At 69.3% G+C, this 22197-nt stretch carries 22 protein-coding genes; 1 reads left to right on the forward strand and 21 read right to left on the reverse strand.

The features are described from left to right. Positions 1–61 precede the first annotated feature (61 nt). From ACIP6N_RS00985 to ACIP6N_RS01085, 21 genes are all read right to left on the reverse strand, one after another. A complete protein-coding gene (locus ACIP6N_RS00985) occupies positions 62–466 on the reverse strand; it encodes a hypothetical protein (RefSeq protein ID WP_401811801.1) in 405 nt (134 codons plus the stop codon). Between the two features lie 239 nt (positions 467–705). Beyond that, the gene (locus ACIP6N_RS00990) at positions 706–1452 is read right to left on the reverse strand and encodes a hypothetical protein (RefSeq protein WP_401811802.1); all 747 of its coding nucleotides are present in this window, start codon (positions 1450–1452) and stop codon (positions 706–708) included. A 30-nt stretch (positions 1453–1482) separates the two neighbouring features. Continuing rightward, positions 1483–2178 (reverse strand): hypothetical protein, encoded by a 696-nt coding sequence (locus ACIP6N_RS00995; RefSeq protein WP_401811803.1) that lies wholly within the window; start codon positions 2176–2178, stop codon positions 1483–1485. Positions 2179–2190: 12 nt separating this feature from the next. Beyond that, positions 2191–3033 carry a relaxase/mobilization nuclease gene (locus ACIP6N_RS01000; protein WP_401811804.1) on the reverse strand — a complete coding sequence of 281 codons (843 nt, stop codon included), beginning with the start codon at positions 3031–3033 and terminating at the stop codon, positions 2191–2193. Beyond that, entirely contained in the window at positions 3030–3815 is a 786-nt protein-coding gene (locus ACIP6N_RS01005) for a hypothetical protein (RefSeq protein WP_401811806.1), read from the reverse strand. Before ACIP6N_RS01005 ends, ACIP6N_RS01000 begins: the two co-directional genes overlap by 4 nt. After that, the gene (locus ACIP6N_RS01010; RefSeq protein WP_401811807.1) at positions 3812–4249 is read right to left on the reverse strand and encodes a hypothetical protein; all 438 of its coding nucleotides are present in this window, start codon (positions 4247–4249) and stop codon (positions 3812–3814) included. Before ACIP6N_RS01010 ends, ACIP6N_RS01005 begins: the two co-directional genes overlap by 4 nt. Positions 4250–5593: 1344 nt before the next feature. After that, positions 5594–6148 carry a hypothetical protein gene (locus tag ACIP6N_RS01015; RefSeq protein WP_401811808.1) on the reverse strand — a complete coding sequence of 185 codons (555 nt, stop codon included), beginning with the start codon at positions 6146–6148 and terminating at the stop codon, positions 5594–5596. 145 nt (positions 6149–6293) lie between these two features. After that, positions 6294–8093: a hypothetical protein gene (locus ACIP6N_RS01020; RefSeq protein ID WP_401811809.1), complete on the reverse strand. Its 1800-nt coding sequence runs from the start codon at positions 8091–8093 to the stop codon at positions 6294–6296. Next, positions 8090–9232, reverse strand: a complete 1143-nt coding sequence (locus ACIP6N_RS01025) for an AAA family ATPase (RefSeq protein WP_401812593.1) — start codon at positions 9230–9232, stop codon at positions 8090–8092. Before ACIP6N_RS01025 ends, ACIP6N_RS01020 begins: the two co-directional genes overlap by 4 nt. Positions 9233–9425: 193 nt before the next feature. Further along, complete coding sequence (locus ACIP6N_RS01030; protein ID WP_401812594.1) at positions 9426–9647, reverse strand: hypothetical protein; 222 nt, start codon at positions 9645–9647, stop codon at positions 9426–9428. A 173-nt stretch (positions 9648–9820) separates the two neighbouring features. Next, entirely contained in the window at positions 9821–10597 is a 777-nt protein-coding gene (locus ACIP6N_RS01035; RefSeq protein WP_401811810.1) for a hypothetical protein, read from the reverse strand. A 320-nt stretch (positions 10598–10917) separates the two neighbouring features. Further along, complete coding sequence (locus tag ACIP6N_RS01040; protein WP_401811812.1) at positions 10918–11712, reverse strand: hypothetical protein; 795 nt, start codon at positions 11710–11712, stop codon at positions 10918–10920. A gap of 26 nt (positions 11713–11738) precedes the next feature. Beyond that, positions 11739–12773 carry a hypothetical protein gene (locus ACIP6N_RS01045; protein WP_401811813.1) on the reverse strand — a complete coding sequence of 345 codons (1035 nt, stop codon included), beginning with the start codon at positions 12771–12773 and terminating at the stop codon, positions 11739–11741. A 296-nt stretch (positions 12774–13069) separates the two neighbouring features. Beyond that, positions 13070–14581: a VirB4 family type IV secretion system protein gene (locus ACIP6N_RS01050; protein ID WP_401812596.1), complete on the reverse strand. Its 1512-nt coding sequence runs from the start codon at positions 14579–14581 to the stop codon at positions 13070–13072. 29 nt (positions 14582–14610) lie between these two features. Continuing rightward, entirely contained in the window at positions 14611–15054 is a 444-nt protein-coding gene (locus tag ACIP6N_RS01055; RefSeq protein ID WP_401811815.1) for a DUF6238 family protein, read from the reverse strand. A gap of 25 nt (positions 15055–15079) precedes the next feature. Further along, a complete protein-coding gene (locus tag ACIP6N_RS01060) occupies positions 15080–15574 on the reverse strand; it encodes a DUF4259 domain-containing protein (protein ID WP_401811817.1) in 495 nt (164 codons plus the stop codon). Between the two features lie 18 nt (positions 15575–15592). Further along, complete coding sequence (locus ACIP6N_RS01065) at positions 15593–17065, reverse strand: SCO6880 family protein (protein ID WP_401811818.1); 1473 nt, start codon at positions 17063–17065, stop codon at positions 15593–15595. A 72-nt stretch (positions 17066–17137) separates the two neighbouring features. Continuing rightward, the gene (locus ACIP6N_RS01070; protein ID WP_401811820.1) at positions 17138–18508 is read right to left on the reverse strand and encodes an ATP-binding protein; all 1371 of its coding nucleotides are present in this window, start codon (positions 18506–18508) and stop codon (positions 17138–17140) included. 36 nt (positions 18509–18544) lie between these two features. Further along, the gene (locus ACIP6N_RS01075) at positions 18545–19237 is read right to left on the reverse strand and encodes a hypothetical protein (RefSeq protein ID WP_401811822.1); all 693 of its coding nucleotides are present in this window, start codon (positions 19235–19237) and stop codon (positions 18545–18547) included. Continuing rightward, on the reverse strand, positions 19237–19551 hold the full coding sequence (locus ACIP6N_RS01080) for a DUF6112 family protein (RefSeq protein WP_401811823.1): 315 nt from the start codon (positions 19549–19551) through the stop codon (positions 19237–19239). Before ACIP6N_RS01080 ends, ACIP6N_RS01075 begins: the two co-directional genes overlap by 1 nt. 129 nt (positions 19552–19680) lie before the next feature. Continuing rightward, positions 19681–20808 carry a C40 family peptidase gene (locus ACIP6N_RS01085; RefSeq protein ID WP_401811825.1) on the reverse strand — a complete coding sequence of 376 codons (1128 nt, stop codon included), beginning with the start codon at positions 20806–20808 and terminating at the stop codon, positions 19681–19683. A 514-nt stretch (positions 20809–21322) separates the two neighbouring features. Here ACIP6N_RS01085 and ACIP6N_RS01090 point away from each other — a divergent pair. Then, a complete protein-coding gene (locus ACIP6N_RS01090) occupies positions 21323–22078 on the forward strand; it encodes a DNA-methyltransferase (protein WP_401811826.1) in 756 nt (251 codons plus the stop codon). The last annotated feature ends 119 nt before the right edge of the window (positions 22079–22197 follow it).

Genomic DNA, 22197 nt, shown 5'->3' on the forward strand with positions numbered 1-22197 from the left:
TGGGGGTGTGCGCGGTACTACGGGGTTCTCCGATGGTTCGGACGGTGCGGGACGGGCGGCGTCACGGGGTGCGCCGGGGCGGTGCGGGGCGCGAGGAGGCGGCCGGTGCCGAATGCTGCACGAGAGGCTGGGGCTTGCTGGCGCGGATCTCGTGCACGACCTGCTGGTAGGCGGCCGCATCGAAGACTTCGGGGGTGCAGTTGACCTCGTACCCGGCCAGGATGAGGGCGGGGATGGCGCGCGTCGCCAGGCGCTTCTGTTCGTAGGCATCGAGATGGTCCGGCACGACGTGCCAGATGTAGACAGGACCGGCGGTGCGGACTTCTTGGCGTTCCAGACCGAGCTGGTCGAGTAGGTCGTGGAGCTCGGAGGGGGCGCCGGTGGGGGTGTCGGCGTGGATGGTGTTACTCAGAGGGGTGATGTAGATCTCGACATCGGTGCCGTATTCGTCGGCCAGATTGGCCATGGTCGGTTCTCCAGTTCAGCGGCGGCGGGACGCGGGGGCGGACACCTGCGTCCCGGGGTTCGGCGACGTTGTCGTGGGTGTCGACCGCTCCGGTACGCGGGTGGCGTGATCGCGGGGGAGAAGGATGTGGTGGGCGGCGCTCAACAGCGCGTCCGCCGTGTTCCCGAGCTGGGAGACCGGTTCGGGGTCTTCGCCCACGGCGTCCATGCGATGGGGCAAGACGCCCCAGGCTCTGACCTTCATCGAGCCCTGGTGGTCGGGTTACGGGAGGCAGCAGGGGCCGGCGGCATGGCGGCGGTGGGGGCGGTCCGGGCCGCGGGGTGCTGGAGCGCCGTGCCGATGCCGAGCGCGTCGAGCTGCGGGCCGATCTCGCGCAATGCGCGAGCCTGGGCCCTCGTGTCGTCCGCGCTGAGGCGGTAGATACCGGTCTGCGGATCCTGGATGAAGCCGTGAGCGACAAGGACGGCGCCGGCCGTTTCCCCGACGGGCGCGGCGGCGACACTGCCGTCCTGCTGCCAGGTCAGGACGACCCGATCCGGCTGGGAAGGCTGAATGCCGCCCATGACGTTGTGCCGGACCTGGGCGAGCGCTGTGTCATAGCGGGCGAGCAGGTCGCCGGCGACCTGCTCGGCACTCAGGAACGGGTCGTCCGCCACGGCGATGCCGTTGGGCTCGTGCACTCCACGGTATGCCTCGTCGGGAAGTGAGCGGGGGGCGACGGCGGCGATGAGGAATCCGTCTCGCTCGTCGTGCCGGTCGAGGACGACGAGCTGGGCGCCGTCCGGGCGGCTCAGGACGGCTGCCTGCTGGAGCGGACGCTCGCTGAGGGACTCGGCGACGAGGTCCAAGTCCCAGACCCGGTTGGACAGTTCAACGAGGTCGTCCTTGTCCTCGGACGAGTGGTAGAAGCTGGTCCAGGTGTCCGGGAGTTCACCGGCGAGCACGTCGGCGAACGAGGCGAGGCGCTCGGTTTCATAGTCGTACATGGTGTTTGGTGTCCTTGGGCGAAGTGGGGGTCAGCGGCGCAGACCGGCGGCCACGGGGGGCGGCGGGGCCGGGACCATGCGCGGCGGGGGCGGGCAGGCGCACACGGCAGAGCGCTCGCGTTCGGTGGCGGAGACCTCTTCGGCGCACGTGCTGCGGCCGGGGTGCGGGGCATGCCGGTCGGCGAGGGCATCGCGGGTGTCGGAGAGGTCGGTGCGGATGATGTGCAGGACTTCGTCGGCGAGGTAGCGCAGTCGGCGGGCGATGTGAGGGTCGGCCGCTTCGCCGAGGCCCTCGTGGAACTCGCCTGCGACGCTGAGGACTTCGCCGAGGGCGGCCAGGACGCCGTCGTGGGGAGCGGTCAGCTCGGTGAGAGCGTCGGCCGCCTCGTCCGTAGTGCCGGCCGTCCGGATGCGCTCGGCGAGATGGGCGACAGAGGCGCCCAGCGGCAGGTAGCTGAGCGGGCGGGCGTCGGTGTCGAAGTCCTCGTCACAGTCGACGTGGTATCCGGCGGATCGAAGCCGGGCGACTGCTTCGGTGGCGATGCGGGTTTCCTCGTTGGGAACGAGGTGAGCGGGGGCGCGGTGGTAGGTCTCGTGGACGCGGACGACGGGTACGAGACCGGCTCGCTGGAGGATGCTGTGTGCCTCCGGATCGCCACCGCGGGCGAGGACCTCCTCGGAGTGCGGATCGCGGCGCACGACCAGGAAGCGGTCGGCATGGGGCAAAGAAGCTTTTTCCTAACGGGGTTGGCGCCTGGCTGCCTTGGCTGTGGGCGGTGCCGAGAGGGCTGTGCGCGGGTGGGACGGGGAGTTCAGGCGGGTGGCGGTGGTGAGGAGGTCCTGCTGGATGCCGTAGAGGCGTCGGGCGATCAGCTCCAGGCGGTGCGCGGTGTCGGGGCCGGCGGCACCGGGCTGGTGGGTGATGCGGTGAGCGGCGCGCACTGAGGCCAGCGGACCGACCTGTTCGTCGGCGAGCTGGGCGAGGACCGTGGCGAACTGCGTCGACGCGGTCGGCACTCCCGGGGCTCTGACCTGCTGATGGGAGGCGGTCGGTACGGGGGTGAGGCGCAGGTCCTCTTCGACGCGACGGGCCTCGTCCGAGAGACGTCGCAGGAGGTCGGCTGGCTGGCGCTGCCAAGCGCCATCGAGGCGGACGAGGTTGGCTATCACGTCGAGACGCCCGGGTTTGCCCTGGACGGCGATCCAATGGCAGCCGTTCTTGTCGCCCGGTGTCTCGATGCCGGCGGCGCGCGCGAGGCGGTGGGCAGCCTCGGCCCACTCCGCAGCGGACAGGTCCCGATCGTCGGGGTGGAGCCGGGCATCGAGGTGAAAAATTGCTCGTCGGCCGCCTTGGGGGCCGGTGGTGAACGGATGCTCCAGAAGCGGGCCTTCGAGGTGCTCGGCCCACTGGGTGGCTGTCCACGTCGCCTGCTCGTCGTCCAGGGTGTAGGAATCCAGCCCCGGCCAGTAGGCGACGACGGCGTGTTCGGGCAGACCGCCCTCGAAGGGAACCGCGCGTCCCAGCGCCTCGCTGAGCGGGTCGCGCGGAGCGTGCGTGCGTTCGTTGACGCGGGGGATCACGTCGGCGTGCCTCCCAAGGCGCGCAGAGGCGGGCGTTGGTGGAGGTCACGGGCGGCGGAAATCAGGGAGCGCTCGCGCACCAGATCGGCGTGCACCGCGATGTCACCAGGCGGTAGAAGGTCCAGGGCCCGGTCGATGGCGGCGAGCCCTTCGTCGTATCGGCCGAGCCGACGCAGGGCGCCGGCCACGCGGAAGAACACGATCGGATCTCTACCGGTGTTGAGGGCCGGTCGGGTGCTGAGGGACAGGAGCCGCTCCGCGCCCTGGTCCAGGTCCTGGCCGAGCCACAGCCCGTGCAGAAGAACGTGCAGGGTCTTGGCGTGCTCCCCGCCCTCCGCAAGGACCTCGTCCATGACGGTCAGGCCCTCGGGACGGGACTGGCCCAGCAGCGCGAAGGCGTACAGGGCGCGGCTGTAGCAGTCCAGCGACCTGAGCGCGGTGTCCGGGAGTTGTTCGACGAAAGCTTGGAGAGAGGGGCAGCGAAAATCGAACCGGAGGGCGCTCAAGTACAGATGCCGGAAGGTGCGGGTGGTCACCGGATCAGGGCCAGCGGCGGTGACTTGCTCCGGGCTCAGCAGGCTGAGGACGCCGTGCCCGGCTGAACGTGCGGCCCAGGCGGCGTCCGCACACACCTCGGCCGATTCCTGCCAGTCGGCGTCGAGTTCGCGCAGATCTTCTGCCAGGCGGATCGGCCAGGAGGGCGCGGCCGGATGTGCAGTGGCCAGGCCCTTCGCCTTGAGGAGGGCAAGGGCGCGGCCGGGGCGGCGGACGGGGAGATTCACCGGCCGCTCCGGGCATCAGCGATGTGCACGAGCTGGCCGAGGGCCGTGGTGGTGTACCAGCCGCAGTCGATCAGTGTGTTGTGCCCGGCGTACTTCGGGAGGAGATGATCTTCCATGGCGCGCAGATAGATCAGGCAGTCCGGGCAGCGGCGCGACAGGTGAACGAGGTAGCGGGGGTGGGCGGTGACGTAGGACTGGGCGCCCCCGGTGGCGTCCCGCACCCGCCATCCGTCTTCGCCGGTCGGGGTGTGCCAGGACGGGGCGACGACGCGCATCGAATCCCCCCACAACTCTCCGCTGACAACTCCTTTGAGGACGACGACCTGGTCGCCGGCTTGGAAGTGCTGGTGGGTGATGTCCCGCGCGGGGGTGAGCAGGTCGTGCGTCGGTGCGAAGGCCGGGTTCGGCGGAGGCGTCCAGGGCGGCGGGATCATGCGGGTCCTTCCACGCGGAGCGAGGTTGCGGTGGGAGGATCAATGGTCCGGAGGTTCGCCGGTTTGGCTAACCGGCGTTCTGCGGCTATGTTCCGCGCGCGCAAGCGGAACCGGTTCTCTGCCCCGCAGTCAGCCGCCTCGGCGGCGTCGAGGAATCCGAGCAGGCCAGAGCCTGCCGAGTCTTGATGATGCATCCACCATCAAGCCGGTGGTCCAGCGAACCTCCCTGCCAGCTGCCCTGCCTGGTCGGGCGCGGCCACCAAGCTCTCGACGAGGACGTGCCAGCCAGCGGCATGGCTGGACATCGCCGAGAAGCCGCCCGGTACAGACGGCAAGCGCCCCGAAGGGGTGTGAGCGGGGTCACTTCAGGCTGGGTGATGGGGTGGTGTGCACTCGGCAAGGATCAATCGCCCCGCGCTATACGGCGTAAATGGCGTTTGACCTGCGTCTTCATGGCTCCCTTGAAGCTGGTATTTATTTCGGTGTTGGCGTCGGCGCTATTCATTAATGTTCCCCTGGAGGGGGGGGAGTCAAATTATATGCGTCGCCCCTTGCGTGTTGCTATGTGGACGGCCGGTTGGGGTGCGCATCGGGTGGTAGATTGAGGGCGCGTTGCGCCTTTTTGGCGCCATGTCGAGAGAAGGGAGTATAGGCATGAAGGATCCTGGTCAAGAATCGCCACAGGGGGCGATGCGATTGAAGTCGAGGCGTCGCCTCTGGGCACGCCTACGGCACCGGTGCAGGACTGCGGTCGTCGTGACGCAACTCGCCCTGGCCGTTGTGCGGCTTGCGTACGCGATCAAGTCGTGGCTGCTCTGACCAGGATGTGATGGCGGGAGCCCGTGTGTGACGGGCCCCCGCCGCGCATCCACGTTCCACCCGGACGGGGCCTGCTGTTGCTTGCTGGCGGCGCAGGTCCCGTCTCCTTTGTGAATGACATTTAAGAGTCTACCATTCACATTCCTGTCGCTACCATTCTTTGACCGACCACGAATGGGTCTATTGTTTACTGTCGTCAATTCTGTGGATCAATCATTTCGAGTCCACTGCACTTTGTTGGCCGTGATTGCAATGTCGATGTTTCAATGGTGGGCTATTCGAGTGGCGGGGCTGCAATTGCTGATTGGGTACACCTGTGTGTCATACGCGTATCTGTGTCGGGATGCGTACCCGTTAAGGACCGCCAAGTGGCCCAGCCTTTCTGGAGGTTCGGCCCTTTTACCCGCACGGAGCTGAGCCTGCGGCCGGCTCCGAGGAGCTGCCGGTCGGGCGATGGACGCCCTCGGCCGTTCGCGTGACGATGAAGCATTTCAGTACGGCCTTGAGGCCGTCCTCGGTTAAGGGTTAGCGGAACGGGTTCTCCGTCCCGCGGTCCTGCTCGGTGGCGGCGTCGAGGAGTTCGGGCAGGTCAGAGCCCTCCGCGTCCCTCTGGTCGATCCACCAACCTGCCCGTGTGACCGTGCGGGCCTTCTCCTCCAGTTCCGCCCAGTCCGCCTCGTCCCAGGTGCCTTCGACGACGAGTGCGGAGTGCGCGGCTGTCATCAGTTGGTGGCGGGACCGTTCGCCCCACTCCAGGGCTCGCTCGGGACCCTCCAGCGGGGGCATGTCGAACTTTTTGGCCCACTCGGCGGCGGCCTGCTGCTCCTCGGCGCGACGGGCGGCGAGCCACTCTTCCTTCGACTTCGTGTCGGCGTCGCGCGACGCCTTCCAGCAGTCGGTGCAATCCCTCCCCGCGAGCCAGCGCGCGAAGCTGGCTCGGCGGTCGGCGGGGCGGTCGGACAGATCATGGACGATCGAGTGGCCACAAGGGTGCTCGACGGTCCACTGCGTACGGACCCCCGGGGAATTCCGTTTGGTGGGCGTTACGTTCGAGGTCGGGCTGCTGGTCTGGGGCTTCATATCGAGTGCCTTTCGTTAGCGGTTGGCGTGGTGGCCTGCGTCGCTGCGGAGGGTCGTGCATCAGATGCACGATTCATGCGGCGGACGGAGGTGGTCTGGAGTGCTTGGCGGTGGTCTCGGGGACGCTTCCGCCTTCTGCGTTGTCTCAGCGTGTCCTGCGGATGGCGTTTGTGGCCGCCGTGGCGATGGCGGCGGGAGCGCTGGAGGGCTGGGTCAGGTGCAGCAAGGTGGTCCCCGGCAAGTGGAGTGACTCCGCAGTGAGGGTGAGCTGGAGCACGGCGCAGCCGGCGGTCGTGAGCTGCTTGACGCGGGTGACGGCTTGAGCGGTTTCGCTGGGGGTGTAGACGGCGTCGGTGACGATCACGAGGAGGCGGCCGGCGCCGGGGCGGCTGAGTTCGAGGCCGTGGTCGAGTGCGTCGATGGCGTCGCCGAGGTTGTGGGCGCCGCCGTTGGCGTTGAACTCCGTCACGCGCTCGGGTGCCCGGTGGGTGGGCCGGGTCAGGGCGGTCAGATCGTGGTCGTAGGCGATGGTGGCGGTGAGGGAGTCGGGGTCGGTCAGGGCTGCTGCGCGTGCCACGATCCAGGCGGCGGACGCGACGGGCTTGCAGGCGGCCCGCATGGAGCCGGAGACGTCGACGGCGATCCCCACACGCAGCGGTGGGGTGGGCGAGCTGCGGCGGCGGGTGTGGGTGAACGGTTCCGCGGTGGGGACCGACCCGGCGGCGCGCTGGGCGTCCCGGGCGAGGGCCTGGCGCATGTTGAGGCGGCCGGGCGGGGTGGGGCTGGTGGTCCGCTCCTCGGTCCGCTCGCGGTAGGCGGCGGCACGCAGGGCGCGGCTCAGGCGCGCGGCGGCACTCTGCTCGGCGGCGGTGGGCCTGCGGGTGCCGGTGACCGGGTTGCCGTAGGGCGCCGGTGTGCCGTCGGGGTTGACGGTGGTGCCGCGGGTGTTGAAGACCGACTTGGCGGTGGCGGCGGCTTTGCGTCGCTGGTCGGCCCGCTGGGCGCGGTCGTTGGCCTTCACCTTGGACTGCGCGGCCATGGCGTTGGTCGCTGCGGCCTGTGCCGCGAGGTCGGCGGCGTCGGTGGCGGCCGTGCTGTCCATGACGACCCCCACGGCGCCGGACAGCAGATCGGTGAGGTTCTCCGGCACGGGCAGGGCGGGGGCCGCGGCGTCCAGAGCGTCGCACCATTCTTGAGCGTGCGCGAGCATGGTCGTGGCGTCGTGGTCGGCGCACTGATGGGCTGCGGTCCAGATGCGGGTGAGGGTGGCCAACAGGTCTGCGCCCAGCACCCGTTCGCACAGATCGGCGACGGCCCGGGTCTCGCCGGCGTCCAGGATGCCGACGTCACGGCGGCCGAGGATCAGGGCCGCCACGCCGGCGGCGTGCTCGATGCCCTGAAGGGTGGGGTGGGCGATGTCGGGCATGACCAGGGTGCGGGCACTGGTGCGCAGGTACGTGCGGTCCGTGGGCCGCGTGATCAGGTGTGCGCCTTCGACACGGCTCTCCTCCAGCAGGAGCGCGGCCTCGACGACACGGGGGTCCGCTCCGGCAGGCTCCGTCCAGACGGAGTGGGCCGCGTGCGCGGCCTCGTGGATGAACACTCCCCAGGCGGCGGGGTACCGCTCCTCGTCGCCCACGATCCGCGGATTGACCTCATGGGGCTGGAGCGGGGCGAGCAGCCGGGCGTCGAACTCGACCTCGCCCAGCGTGGGGAAATAGGCGGCCGGTGCGCCGCTGCGCGTGCCGGGGCGGCAGGTGACGAGGAGGTCCTGGCGGCCGGAGAGGTCGACCAGCCGGTCGCCGAGTTCGGCTCCCACGCGCAGCCACGCGGCTGGGGAGGAACGGGGTTGCGCTGGCGGGGCGCCGTCGTCGTCCCAGCGCGCGAGATCGGCGTCGAGGTCCGGCGTGATGGCGGGGGACTGGACGTGGTGGTGGGCGCTCATCGCGAGCGGCCCCGGTGTGCGGAGACGGTGCTGCCCGGGGGCTGCCTGACGGCCGAGGCGGGAAGCTGCTTGCCGAGGGTGAGGGGCGCGATCTTCGTGACGCCGACAGTCTTGATGATGGCGGCGGCCACGGCGTCGCGGTCCTCTTCAGGGGCGATGCCGACGAGGTTCGCGAGCGCGGCTTTGGTGCCGAGGACGGCCTCGGTCTTCTGGTAGCTGAGCAGTTCCCGTAGCTGCGGGGCCCAGCCCAGCTCGCCGAGTTCGACCTGGTGGGCCAGGTGCCGGGCGACCCGGACGACCCGGGCGTCGATCCTCAGCGCCTTGGCGAGGTCGTAGTCCGTGCCGATCTGGATCTGCACGCTGAACCGGGACGACAGCGCCTCCGTCAACACCGCGCCGTGGACGCCGGGATTGTGGCCCGCCACCACGTAGAAGCCCGGCTCGGCCTTGATGGTCTCGCCCTTGTGGGCCTTGACCTGGATCTGCTTGCGCCCGTCCATCGCGGGATACAGCGCCGCCAGGACCTTCGGCGAGATCAGGGTGGCATCGTCGATCAGCAGGGCGCGGCCCTCGGTCATCGCGGTGACCAGCGGACCGTACTGGAAGACGTAACCTCCGCTGTCAGCCTGTGTGTACTCGCCGATCAAGTCGCCGACCGTGGTGTCGCCGTCACCGGCGACGGTGAGCAGGTCCGGGAACGCCGCCTCCACCAGCGACGTCTTGCCGGTGCCCGGAGGGCCGTAGAGCAGCACCGGCACGTCGGCGTCGCGTAGACGGTTCAGCGCTTCGACATCGGGCAGATCGGCCAGCTCCCGGGGGTGGTAGAGCTGGCCCCCCGCGCGGCGGATCGGGCCGGTCTGCTTCGGCGTGGCTGCGGCGGGAATGGTCGTGCGGGCCGTGGCCGCCTGAGCGCGGGGAGAGTGGGTGCCCGGTGGGCTGATCACAGCGGTCTGCGCGGCTGCGGCAGTCTTCGCATTCGCACGGAACTCCGGCTGTCCGCTTCCGCCTTGGTCGGCCTCGCCGCGTCGCACCAGGGTGAGGGCGGCGTTACGGACGGCGCCGTGGGAGTGGCCCAGCTGCCTGGCCATGCCCCCGATGGTGAGCGCATCTGCCGGCCGGTCGGCCAGCAGTCGGGCCACCTTGGCCCGCAGCTCGCCGCCCTTGGTGCGCGCTGAACTGGTAGGCGGTCCGGGTGTGGTCACAACGAGGGTCCTTCAACAGGTTTGTGTGCGGGCGGGGTTGGCGATGCGCTGGGGAGGCTGGCCGTTCTCGGAGGGATCACGGACTGTGCCGACATCGGCGACCGGGCCAACCGGGGCGTACCGTCGGCGCTCACCGGCCGACCGAGGGCTCGGTCCAGGTGCAGGGGATGGCCGGCGACGAGCAGTTTGCTGGCTGGCGAGCAGGCCCGTGCGTCCGCTCCGCACCGGGTTCCGTCGCTCGGCAGGCGCAGCCTGGCGTCTCTTCGAAGCCGTCCTGGAGCAGGATCCGCCGGGCGGCGGCGTTGTAGCCGGTGGTGGTGATCTCGCCGGTGATGGTGTGCCGGATCGTCATGAACGGCTCGTCTGCTGGTGTGTCGGGCACGGCGGATCTCCTATCGGCGGAGGCGGGAAAGCGGTGGGGTGTTGGGCGAAGGCGAGGCGGGCCCGGAGCTTCCAGCACATCAACGGTGCGTGGCTGGACCACGAACGATGGGCAATGACTGCCGACATGCTCCAGGGCGGGCCTCACCGCCCCGCGGCGGTGCTCTGACCGGTCGCCTCGGCGTCGGTGCGGCGGCAGCCGTAGCCGAGGAGGCTCGACGGATCCGGCGTGCTGGGGACGGCAGCGACATCCGAGCAGGTGAACGTGTAGGTGAAGGCCGGGCTCGGGCTGGTGCCAAGCCAGGCGCGGTCTTGCTTTTCCGGGACGATGCGCAGTCCCGAGGCGGTGACGACGTCGTGCTGGGTGTGCGTGTGGGAGAACATGACGAGCGCACCCGTGGTCGTTTTCAGCGCGTAGGAATCAGCGAACTCCGTCTCGGCCACAGCGAATCGGGTGGTGCCGCGCGGGCCGAACTTCCGGACGGTTTCGTCATGCACCCTGATCTGCCGTCGGGAGGTCTCGGTCGGGGCGAAGACGCTCTTTCCCGTCTCCTTGCCTCCCGTGGCGAAGTTGTCGCCTACGGCAGAGCGCAGCTCCGTGACCGGCGTGGAGAACGCGTTGAAGGCAGTGGCGTATCCGTCCTTGTCGAGCACGACGTTCGGGAGCTTCTCCGGTTCGTCGACATCGACAGTGGAGACCATCTCCCACGTCTTCGCCTTCGGGTTCTCGGCCATGATCAGGATGCGGGCGTGCTGCTCCTGGCTGCCGGTTCGGGTGACGGCGGCGAACCACCGCTGTGACCCGTCCTTCAAACGGGGAATGTAGAGGTCTGTCCCGGCCAGGTCATATGACCACGGTCGGTACGGCTCGCGGTCCGCCTTCGGCTGGACTTCGTCCTCCTTGAGGTCGGCCAGCGACATCGCGTACCGCGGTCCGCCTTCGATGGTGTCGAGGAGTGCGCGGTCCCGCTTGGTGTTCGCGAGGTTGTTTGTCTTCGAGTAGCGGCTGATGGCGTCGCGGGCCTCTGCCGGAGTGAGGGCCGGAGTCGGCTTCGGCGGTGTAGCGGTGCTGGGAGAGCGCTTCTTCCTGGCGGCGTCGGGGTTGTCGCTGTCTCTGGTGCAGGCGGTGGCGGCCAGAGCGATGCAGAGGGTGGCGGTGATCAGTTGCAGGGTGCGGCGAGCGGGAGGGATAAAGACTCCTCTTGCTGTACGGGATGACGAAGTCGCGAAAGCCTGTTGGTCTACCGGTGGCGGGCGGCCACGGAAGCGCTACTGGGCGAGGGGGATGCCGGCCGCGCAGTTGTGGTGGGAGGCGAAGTGGCGCCCGCTGCGGTGTGGCGGCGGAGATTCACACCGATGCCCTGGGTCGCGAGCTTCTGGGCCACGGCTTGAACGCGAAGCGCGCGGCCGCCCTCGCCGTACGCGGAGTGCAGGAGGAAAGCTGCCTGATCGGGGTGGTACTGAAAGCCGTGGGCGTACAGCGTCACGCGGGCGTCCGGTGGCACGCTCGCGTACGGCGCCCCGAGGGCTCCGTCGGCGTAATAGGTCAGAGTGAGGACCTGGTCGACCTGTGGTGGGGCGGGCCGGTGCGGGGGGTCGGGCTGGTCTGCCGCGTTGTGACGCACCTCGTGCAGGGCTTGCTCGTAGCGGGGAAGTAGCCGGCGGATGACGTGGGCCGCGGCGCGTACGGGGCCGTTGGGGACCGCGATGCCGTTGGGTTCCTCGACACCGCCGAAGTGGTGGGGTCTGATGTTGTCGTCGGCAGGTTCGAGCGGAGCGACGACGAACTGGCGAGGGTACTGCGGCCGGTCGCAGATGTAGAGACGCTGGCTTTTGGGGCCGTGAAGGACGGCGTCGTGGCGGAGGACGTACGTGCCGACGACGTGCTGAACGTGGCCGACATCCCAGAGCTGGCCGGCCGTGGGGAACTGGTCCCTGTACGCGGCGTGGCGATGGTACGTACTGGTCCAGGTGCCGGGCAGGCGGTCGGCCAGGCCGCTGGCAAAGGTGGACAGGTCGGTGCGTGGCGTGGGCATGGGCTCCCGTGGGTGTGCCGGCAGTGTCAGCGTGTGTGCTGCGGGCGAGCTTGAGCAAGGGCGGGCACGGGCAGACGTGACGCGTGAGTCGGGGACGCTGCTGGCCGGTGTGACTGCGGGGGTGCGGTGAGAGTTCGCATCCGGTCCTCGGCCACGTGCAGCACCTCCCCGAGATTTCGCATCTCGGCAGCCGCGTCGGCGAGGTCGTACGACAGGTCGAAACCCTCGTCCTGCTCGGCTTCCTTGGCTTTCTCGCCCGCCGCTTCGAAGAACTCCCCGAGCCGCTCCAGCAGGCCGTGGGTCGGCTCCAGGACCTGGCCCAGCAGCGCGGCAGTCTCCGCGTACGACTCGGTTCCGTTGAGCCGGTCGGTGAGGGCGAGCAGCGCATCGCCGTAGACGTACGTGGTGGTGCGGTCCGTGCGGGCGGCGGAGCCAGCGGACGGGCCTGCGGTCTCGCTCGCGGCAATGATGTCGGAGTCGTGCAGTGTGCCGTCCTGGGCAACGTTGAAAAGGTCCAGGGGCTCTGGTGCGGGGGACCGCGGGGCTGTATACACCAGCGGGCTTCCGGTAGGCGAAGGAGATACGTGGAGCAGCCCGAGTTGGGCGAGCCGCTGATCAATGGCCTCGATCAGGTGTGAGGCACTGCCGCCGTTGCGTACTTCGGGCCGCTCGGGGGCGCCAGGGTCGGCCGAAGGGACCGAGTCGTAGATAAACTCGAACAGCTCGTGGTCGCAGGGGTGTTGGCGGGTAACGGTCCACCCCTCCGGGTCCCCCGGCGGACGGCTGGAAGGTGGCTCCTGGGGCGGGGAAACGATCAGGTAGCTGTCGTCGGGGAGCGCGACGCACACCATGTACGCGCTCAGACCGAACTCGATGTCGCACTGCAGCCCGCGCCGGCGCAGCGGCGTGGTGATGTGCGCATGGCGGTCCCATAGCGCCTGCCACCAAGTGGAGTTCACATTGCCGTGGTCGGGGAGCGGTGCCATCGGCACGGCGTCGGCAGGTGCGTGGCGCGTGCCGTCGTGGAAGGCAGTCATGGCGTTCTTGCCGTCAGCGGCCACGGCCGCGCCTGGGCGAGGCAGCGCCGAGACACGACGGCGGGCCCGGCCCCCGGACGGGGTTGCTGCGCCGGGTGTACAGGAGAGCTGAAGTCAAAGTCGTACTCGTCATACGTGTCGATCAGGCCGCTTTCCAGCTGGGCCTCTCGATCGGCGACCTGGTCCATGAGGTCGTCGTGCTCGACTTGGCACTGCTGGTAGTCGGCCCAGTCGGCGTCGCTGTAGTGGGCGGGGCGTTTCAGGGGACTCCTTGGGTTCGTGGGATCAGAACTGTCGGTGTTCGTGAACTCACGGGGTTCTCAGTGCATACGGGCATCTGTATCGAACAGCGACAATTCGCTTGTGTGGAGCTGGTGTTGCACGATGAACGACCGGCTGGCGACCTTCCACAATCCTCTGCCGCGGTTGAGGTGGGATATGGCGTCCGTCTCCACCGAGGTCAGGCCCAACAGAGACGCTGCGGCGTGGAGTTGGTCGGACTCCTGGCGGTAGATGATGCGGGTGGAGCAGTCGGCGAGGAGGCCCTCGGCGAGGGCGCGGCCCTGTGATCCGGCGTCGCCGGCGGTGAGCAGGTCGCTGAGCCGGTGGATGACCATGAGGTTGGCGATGCCGAGGCCGCGGCTCAGCTTCCACTGAGACTGCATGCGTCGCAGGAGGCCGGGGTGGCGCATCAGGCGCCACGCCTCGTCGTACACAATCCACCGCCGACCTCCCCGTGGGTCGGTCAGGGCGGACTCCATCCAGGCGGAGGCGCAGGTCATGGCGAGGACGAGCGCGCTGTCGTCCCCGGAGCCGCCGAGCCGGGACAGGTCGATCGTGAGCATCGGCGCGCTGGGATCGAAGCGCACGGTGGAGGGCGCGTCGAACATGCCGGCCAAGTCGCCGTGGACCAGTCGGCGCATCGCGTGGGCGAGGTCGCGGGCCGCCTCTCCGAGCCGTCCCGACATCATCCCGGCGGCCTCTTCGAGCTGCTCGTAGTTGTTGAGAGCGGCGGCGACATCACCGAGCAGAGGCGTACGGCCGGTGTCGGCGGCGCGGGTGACGACCGAGTCGAGGGCGACGTCCAGAGCGGTGTGCTCCATGGGCATCAGGTCCCGGCCGAGGACGGTCCGTGCCAGGGAGCCGAGAAGGAGAAGGCGCCTCTTGCGGATCTCGCTGACCCAGTCGGCCTCGGAGACGCTCGCCGGACGTGGCGCGGCGTCCAGCGGGTTGAGCCTGCCGGGCAGTCCGGGGCCGAGGGCCACGGACATGCCCCCCAGCGCCTGCGCCACGGGGGTCCACTCGCCCTTGGGATCGCACGGGACGTAGACCCGATACCCGAAGGCGACGGAGCGCAAAGCGATTGCCTTCGCGAGCGCGGACTTGCCCTGTCCGATGACGCCGGCCAGCAAGACGTTGGGGTTGGTGAAGCCCTCGATCTTGCCGTACAGGGCGAACGGGTCGAAGACGAAGGAAGCTTCGGCGTGGACGTCGCGGCCGATGTAGATGCCGTCGGCACCAAGCCCGCCCTCGGCGAGGAAAGGGTACGCGCCGGCCGCGACGGCGGTCGTCATGCGGTGGGCGGGGAGCTTCAGGCGATTCCCGCGTGCGGAGCTGGGCCCGGGCCGTCCGCCGGACGGGTAGAGAGGCGCGGGTGTCTCCTGTTCGGCCCGTGCGGTACCCGCCGGCTGGGCGGTTGCTTCGGCACGGGCTTTGGCCGAGGCTTCGGCGAGCTGGCGGCGGGCGGCCTTGCGGCTGGTCCGGTCGGTACCGTGAGGAGTGAACAGCGGGGACGCGGAGGCGCGACGTCCGCGGGCGAGCCGGTGGCTCAATCGGATGCTCTCGTTTCGGCGGGTGGTGCTCATCGCACGCATGCGGTGATGTGCGGCGGGCTCTTGAGATCGGTGGGAGTGGTCTTGCGCCGGACGATGTGTCCTGCGGCAAGGTGGCGCTGGCAGATCGTAAGAACCGGCGGTCCCTCGGGGAGCTGCTCGGGGCGACACTCGGTGGAGCTGGTCGAGGCCGTCGGCAGGAGGTGAAAGGCCGCGTGGATCTCGGTGGTGGTCTGCCACAACCGGGTGTGTGCGGCGGCCAGATGCCGCCCGGCCGCGGGGTGCGGGGGCCGGGTGGCTTCGGCGAGTTGGTCGAGGAGCTGGTGCAGCCCGGTCAGGTGGGCGTGCAACACGTCAAGGTGGACGCGGTCGACGGGCCGGTCCTCGGTGGACAGGCTCCGGGTGTGGTGACGGATGCCAGCGGTGGCGGCGCGCAGATAGGGGTGCGCTTCGAGCGCAGCGTGTGAGGTCAAGAAGGTCCTTGCTGGAGCGGTGAGTTCAGCGGTGGCGAGGGCCTGTGGCCGGCGGACCCGGCGGGCCGGGAGGCTTCTGCAGGGAGCGAAGAGCGGGATTCTCGTCCGGAGGCTGCTGGGGCGGCCGTGCCGAGGCCGTGGTCAGTACGGAGTACAACTGTGTGAGATTTGTGCGCCAACGGTTGAGGCTCAGCTGGCTGACCCAGCTTTCGGCCAGGGATCGGGAACCATGGACGGCAACGAGGGCCGCAGTCGCCAACTCGCGTAGATCCGAGGGGAGCGGAGGCACGGGCGACTGTGGGCTGTACCCGGTGTCGAGCGGCTTGCCGCCGCGGCACTGCGCGGCGACCACCGCCGCGGCGGCCACCGTCTCTTCCCAGTCTTCGATCACGGCGTCAGCGGGGCGGGAGAGGGTGCGGCGGAGGACGGCCTCGCGTGCCTCGGGGGCCGTCCGGTCGAGGAGCAAGGCGTAGTCCGCTGCGCGGTCGTTGCTGAAGGGACCGGTGGCCCACGTACCCATGAAGGTCTCCTTCTTTCGTTACAGGGTGGTGCGAGCAAGGGGGAGCGCCGCGACGGTGAAGGCATCGGGCTGCTGGAAGATGAGGCGACGCAGGTCGACGCCGGCGGTGACAGCGGCGGTCTCGATCTGTGCGCAGGCGGCGTCGAGGAGGGCATCGGTCTCGGCGGTGACGGTGACCAGCCCGGTCAGAGAGACATCGGCGTGCCCGGCGATGAGTTGGCGTTCACGCTGTTTGACGTCGGCGTACTCGACGGAGTCCTCTTCGTTGTCGACCTGGCCGCGCCGGGCGCGCTCGCTGGCATCCGAGACGATCGCCGCCTTGCGGCGCTGGACGTCGCGCAGCGCGGACTCAAGACCCTGGGGCACGTATATAAGGGAGAGACTGCGACGGACACCGGCCGTGAACATGAGGCCGTGCAGGAACCCGGCACCCATCTCGGTCCTTGGCCAGTTCTCCACCCAGTAGGTCGCGTGCCGCGCGCTGTCCGTGCCAACCCGGTCGTGCTCTTCGACCTGAACCACGGGCCCGGCGGCCGCAGGGTCGGCTTCCGCACGGCCGGTCTCGGACCACTGCTGCAAGGCGGAGAGCGCCTTGGGGTCGTAGGCGGTGCGGATGACAGCGGCAATCTCCCGGGCACTCAACCACCCGGTGATCATCAGCCCGGCGTTCCGGGCAGCCTGGGCGACGCTGGCGGTCGTCTGTTCCATGACGGTGAAGGCTCCGGGCAGCCCGCCGCCCGCCTGAGATATCAAGCGTCGGGCCGCCTTGAGGTCGAGGGAGACCGCGATGTACGTCTCGTGGGGGGCTGCGGCAGGGCCGGCGGCGGCGACGAGTTCGGAGTAGACCTGTCCGGCGACCTGTGTTTCCGGGTGCCCGTGCTGGGACCAGTGCCGGGCGAGGGTGTCGCCGGAGTCGGGAACGGTGCGCTCCAGGACCTGCACGGTTGCGACGTGCCCCGTGCGGGCGGTGCCGGCGAGCGCACGGCCCCAGCCGTTCACGTTGTGGTTCTGTGCGGCCGGGTCGAGCAGGACGAAGGCCCTGCCGGAGACGCGGGCGATTGCGGTGAGGGTCTGCTGGTGCGGGTCGTGGACGGCCGCTGCCTGGCTGGCGGAGTCGCCGGGGGTGACGACCCTGAGGGAGGCGGCGGTGCCGGGCAGGTGGAGGACGCCATCCTGCCGGGGTCGGGTGACGGGCCTGGCGAGCCACAGGGCCTGCCCGGTGCGGCGGCGATGTGCGTAGCGGGCGACGATCGGGGCCCAGTCGATCAGGGACCGCCCATGTCGGCGGACCGCGACCAGGGTGGCGACCGCCGCCCAGAGTGGAGTCAGAGCGAGGGCGCCGAGCAGCCCGGTGGAGACGACCGTCACCAGCAACAACGCCAGGGCCGAGGAGACGAGGCCGAGTTGGGGAAGGGTGAGCCCGAGCAGGATGCCGCGGCGGCTCCTGTGCGGGAACTTCACCGTGACGGGAGCGATGGCGAGATCGGACAAGAGGTGGTCCTGGGGTGCGGGGCTGGGGGCGGGAGGTGAGAAACCTCCCGCCCCCAGAAATCGGGCAGGTGGTCAGAGGCCGGTCGGGGAGGGCGGCGGCGAGACCGACCCGCTCGTGCCGAAGTTCTGCGTGCCGGACGGCGGAGCGCCCTGGGGCGGCGTCGTGGTCGGCGGGCCGGACTGCCATCCGCCGGTCTGGCCTGCTGCGGCGCCCTGTCCGGGGCCACTCGCTCCCGGGCTGCCGCCCATCTGGCCGCTGGTGTCGTCGGTGACGCTGGTCGGCGGCGGCTGGACGGCCTTTTCCAGGCCGGACTTGACGGCGTCACCGCCGGGCGAGAGGCCCGAGCCTCCGCTCTGGGAACCGTCCTGGTCTCCGCCGGACGAGGTGGGGGCGACGTCGCCGGGGAAGCCTCCGCCGGGGATGGAGTCCGGCCCCTGCGGAGCGGCTCCCGCGCCGCTTCCGGCTGCGGCGCCGCCCACTCCTCCGGTAGCCACGGCTGCGGCCGCCTTCCGCCCGGCGCGCTCGGCGTGCTGCCTGGCGAGCTGGGCGCCAGCTCCGCCGGCGCGGTGGATGGACTCACCGTCCGTGCCGTCGGCTGCCCAGTGGACAAATTTAAAGACCGCGTACGGGCACAGCAGCACCAGGACCATGATCACGACGCCGGACATGACATCGGCGAGTGCGTCGATACCGTCCTTGGCCTCGGTCCTGCCCAGGGCGGCGATGCCGAGTACGAAGATCACGGTCATCAGGAGCTTGGAGACCACGAGGGTGGCGGTGGCTTCGATCCAGCCCTTGCGCCAGCGGCGTGCGGCCTCCCAGCCGCCGCCGGCTCCGGCGAAGATCGCCAAAGTGACCATGACGAGGATGCCGACCTTGCGGACCATCATCACGCACCAAAAGAGGAAGGCGCCGACGGCGGCGCCGAGAGCGGCGACGACCGGGACGAGCCAGCCCAGTGCGGACAGGGCGCCGATCTGGTCGATCTTCACCATGCGGCGCACGGCCGACTCGATGGTGAGGTGCGCGGATTTGAACAGCCCGTCCGAGATGGCGTCGACCACCTCGATGGCAACCGTGGTCAGGGCGATGGCGCAGAAGGCGAACAGAACGCCGCCCATCGTGCCGGTGAAAGCCTGTGTGAGGGCCTGCCCGTCGCGTTTGACGGCGGCCCTGACGAGTTGCGCGCAGAACGAGGCGACGAGAAGAACCAGACCCAGCGGCAGCAACATCTCGTAGTTGTCGCGGAACCACGTCGCGTTCAGGTCGACCGTGGTGGTGGCACTGACCGCCTTGGCCGCCAAATCGGCTGCGGCCGCCGCCAGTTCACCTGCTGATTTGGCCAGCCAGTCGCCGATGGCCTTGCCGGGGTCGGAGGCGAAATCGACCGCGTCGCCGACGGTGCACAGCGTGTCCGCCAGGGGGAAGTCACAGAAACCCAAGAGGAGTTACTTTTCCTTTCTTGTGTCAGGCGCGGGTCACTGCGTGACGCTCGGAGCGATGGCGGCCAGGGAGCAGTCGTGGTTGGGGCGGCACTGCACGGCGAGGGTCACGGCGCGTTCTTCGGCTCCGCCGCCGCCCTTCTTCCAGGCGATCTGCTGCTTGCCGTTGACGGTGACGACGTAGATGTATGCCTGGGTGATCGCCGTTGGATCGTCGGCCAGGGCCGCCTTGAACGCGGAGGGGAAGTGGCCCTCGGTGATGTTGGCGGTGGCGTGCTGGTCCTGGTCGGCCATCCGCGACCAGAGCACCGGATCGGGTACCTGGCCGGAGACCGAGGCCCAGTCGGCGTACGTGGTCTCCTGGGTCATCCATGCGCGCATGCCGACGAGTTGCTGGTCGCGGCTGGTGTCGCGGGTGTCGTAGGACCACAGCATTTGGGCCGCGGCCTTGGCGTAGGCGACCGGCTCGGCGATCTGCGGAGGCTTGAGCACGGATCCTGATCCGGCGACGGGCTTCGGGGCGGCCTCGGAGGAGGAAGGGCTGTTCGTCGGGGCCGGGGCAGGAGCGGCGTGGTCCTGGTCCTGCTGGCCGCTTCCGCTCAGCCAGGCGACGATGGCGGCGATGGCGAGCAGCACAGTGACGACCAGCGCGACGAGCGCGATGCGCTTGTTGGCTGACCAGCCGACGCCGTAGGAGGACAGCGAGACGGAGGGGAATCGTTTCAGCATCAGTGGACCTGCGCCCCGAGGGTCGAGAAGAACTGGACGATTCCGTTCGCGGCGCCGAGACCGAGCGCGGCGCCCACGGCGACGACGGCGCCCTTCTTGCCGTTGGCTTCGGCCTGATGGCCGCCGCTGTGGTGCCCCCAGGCCCATACACCGAGTGAGACGGCGAGAGCACCGACGACGGCGATGATCCCGAACAAGTTGATCGAATTGACGACGGTCTTCAGGACATCGAGGCCGGGCAAGCCGCCGCCTTTGGGCGAGATGCCCGGGTCGTAGGCGAGCTGGATGACACGGTCTGCGAGTGGTAGGGGCATAGGGGTGGCGGGGCTCCTTGCGTGCGCAGGCCAGGCGGGCGGCCGGCGGGAAGGGGGAGAAGAGGGAGGGGGAGAGGTGGCGCTCGCGGCGCGGGAAGTGGCCGCGGCGGCGGCGCGCCCGGAGCGGCGTCAGAGGACGCGGCGGGCGGCGAGAATGTCCCAGTCCTTGATCGGAGTGATCCGGACCGGCTTTGATGTGCGCGGGGCTTCGATCACGAGGCCCTCGCCCATGTACATGCCGACGTGCTCGGGTCGGCTCGCGGTGCCACGGCTGAAGATCAGGTCACCGGGCTGGAGTTGGCTGGGCGAGACCGCCTTGCCTTCGTTGACCTGCGTGTACGTGGTGCGGGTGAGCGTGACGCCGGCGTGGGCGTACGCCTGCTGCGTCAGCGAGCTGCAGTCGCAGCGGCCCATCGGGTCGGGGCCGTGCGAGTCGGTGCAACTACCGCCCCACTGGTACTGCGTACCGAGCTGATGCATCGCCCAGTCCAGGGCCTTACGGGCCTTGGGGTCGGCATCTTCGGGGATCTTGTATCCCTTCGGGACACTCCCCTCGGGGATGCGGCCGAAGCCGGAGCCGTCCGTGGCCGGAACGCAGCCGGTGGTGCCGTTCGCGGAGTCCTCAACCTCGTCTGGCGCCCAGCCGTCCTGGCCGGTGCTCGGGAACGTCTTGGAGATGGCTACCTGCAGCGCGGTGGCCAGAGCCTCCCACTGTGCGTACGCGTCTGGAACGCCGGATTTCTGGACAGCCTGGGCGGCCTGGGTGACGGTCATGTGCTGCCAGCCGTCCGTCATGAGCAGGTGCTTGTAGAACTGCGTGGAGGCGTAGACGGGGTCGCGGATCTGCTGGGCCGTGCCCCAGCCCTGGGAGGGGCGCTGTTGGAACAAGCCGAGCGAGTCCCGGTCTCCGTAGTTGAGGTTGCGCAGCCGTGATTCCTGCATCGCGGTGGCGAGCGCGATGATCTGGCCCTTCTTGGGCACGTCGAGGCTGATGCCGACGGCCATGATCGTCTGGGCGTTGGGGACTTGCTCGGTAGGCAGGTCCAGGTCCTTGATGTGGACGTCCTTGTCGGATGCCCCGTCGAGGATCTTGGTGACCTGCTTGGCGATCTCGTCGGCGTCGATGTCGGTCAGGCAACCGCTGAAGGAGCTGGCGTTCTGCACGGCATCGGCGGAGGAGGCCAGCGTCATGGATGTTCCGGCGAGCAGGAGTGGGGAGAGGAAGACGACGCCGATGCCGGCGGCGAGAACCTTCAACCGGAGCGGACCGTTCGCGCGTCAGTGATTTCGGGCATGGGCGGATAGCGAGACGTCATGGACGTGTCCTTCGGGATGCGGTGTCCGGCGTGCCGCGTGCGCGTGGTGTGGCGTGGTGGAAGGACGCGGCGGCCGGGGTGGGTGGGCGGTCGAGGGGCAGCCGGCGCAGGCGAGTTGCCGCTCGCTCCACGTGACCGGGCCTGAGGCGTGCCGGGGAAGGGGGAGCCTCCGCGAGGCGTGGTGGGGAGTAGCCAGCGGCGGTGTGCGCCGGGCGGTTCAAAAACAGTAGGTCCGGATGGGCGGTTGACCAAAAAGCGGGGCGTGAGGGGTCGGAATCCGATCCTTCAACACCGGACTTCTTGGTCGTCGGCGAATTCGCCTCTACAGTTTTTGGACTCCCCTCTCCCTCCTCGATCGGCGGCCCCGGGCTTCTCCATGCCCAATTCCCCCTTACGAGGACGCGTTGAGACGGGTAGTTTCCTTCGCGCTTCCACACTCGAATCGGGGTTTCTCTTTGCCTTTTTCCCTGCATCAGGGCGACGCTCTCACTGTCCTCACCGGCCTGCCGGACGACTGCGTTGACAGCGTCATTACCGACCCGCCGTACAACTCGGGCGGGAGGACCGCCAAGGAGCGCACGACACGCTCCGCGAAGCAGAAGTACACCTCCGCCGACGCCCAGCACGCCCTGCCCGATTTCACCGGCGAGAACATGGACCAGAGGTCGTACGGGTTCTGGCTGACGCAGATCATGACCGAGGCCCATCGGCTCACCAAGACGGGCGGCACCGCGCTGCTGTTCACGGACTGGCGTCAGATGCCCGTCACGACGGACGCGATCCAGGCGGCCGGCTGGCTGTGGCGCGGGGTGGTGGCCTGGCACAAGCCGCAGGCCAGGCCCCAGAAGGGCCGGTTCACACAGAACTGTGAGTTCATCGTGTGGGCGTCCAAGGGTGCGATCGACGGCTCCCGAAACCCCGTTTACCTGCCTGGCCTCTATAGCGCCTCACAGCCCTCGGGCGCGAAGCGCCAGCACATCACGCAGAAGCCCGTCGAGGTCATGCGCGAGTTGGTCAAGATCAGCCCCGAAGGCGGCACGGTGCTCGACTTCTGCGCCGGATCCGGCTCCACGGGCGTCGCCGCCCTGCTGGAGGGCCGCGATTTCATCGGCGTGGAGAAGACCGCGCAGTACGCCTCCATCGCGGCCGATCGCCTCACCGAGACGATCCGCGAAACCCTCACGCAGGACGACATGGTCCTCACCGTCTGACGCCGCCACAGCGTTTCCTGTGCCGGAAATTAGCGCGTTTCCCAGCGCTGGGCAGCGTCCCGCCATGGCTCGCCAGTAGTTCCATCGGCCGGCCCGCTCATCACCGCTTCCGTTTTCTC

This window comes from Streptomyces sp. NPDC088725 (assembly GCF_044751305.1).
Classification (GTDB): domain Bacteria; phylum Actinomycetota; class Actinomycetes; order Streptomycetales; family Streptomycetaceae; genus Streptomyces.